Source organism: Marmoricola endophyticus (assembly GCF_014644415.1).
GTDB classification, from domain to species: Bacteria; Actinomycetota; Actinomycetes; order Propionibacteriales; family Nocardioidaceae; genus Marmoricola; species Marmoricola endophyticus.
In genome coordinates, this window is the sequence record NZ_BMKQ01000005.1 from 1 (window position 1) to 645 (window position 645).

The 645-nt window shown below is 41.1% G+C and carries 1 rRNA gene; it reads left to right on the forward strand.

From position 1 onward, the window contains the following. Positions 1-147: 147 nt before the first annotated feature. Positions 148-645, forward strand: a 23S ribosomal RNA gene (locus IEX42_RS18385); the annotation flags it as partial.

Here is a 645-nt window from a genome sequence, read left to right on the forward strand (position 1 = left end):
TAAAGAGTTTTAAATAAGCTTGAATTCATAAGAAATAATCGCTAGTGTTCGAAAGAACACTCACAAGATTAATAACGCGTTTAAATCTTTTTATAAAAGAACGTAATTTCATGTTAACGTTTGACTTATAAAAATGGTGGAAACATAGATTAAGTTATTAAGGGCGCACGGTGGATGCCTTGGCACTAGAAGCCGATGAAGGACGTTACTAACGACGATATGCTTTGGGGAGCTGTAAGTAAGCTTTGATCCAGAGATTTCCGAATGGGGAAACCCAGCATGAGTTATGTCATGTTATCGATATGTGAATACATAGCATATCAGAAGGCACACCCGGAGAACTGAAACATCTTAGTACCCGGAGGAAGAGAAAGAAAATTCGATTCCCTTAGTAGCGGCGAGCGAAACGGGAAGAGCCCAAACCAAAAAGCTTGCTTGTTGGGGTTGTAGGACACTCTATACGGAGTTACAAAGGACGACATTAGACGAATCATCTGGAAAGATGAATCAAAGAAGGTAATAATCCTGTAGTCGAAAATGTTGTCTCTCTTGAGTGGATCCTGAGTACGACGGAGCACGTGAAATTCCGTCGGAATCTGGGAGGACCATCTCCTAAGGCTAAATACTCTCTAGNGACCGATAGTG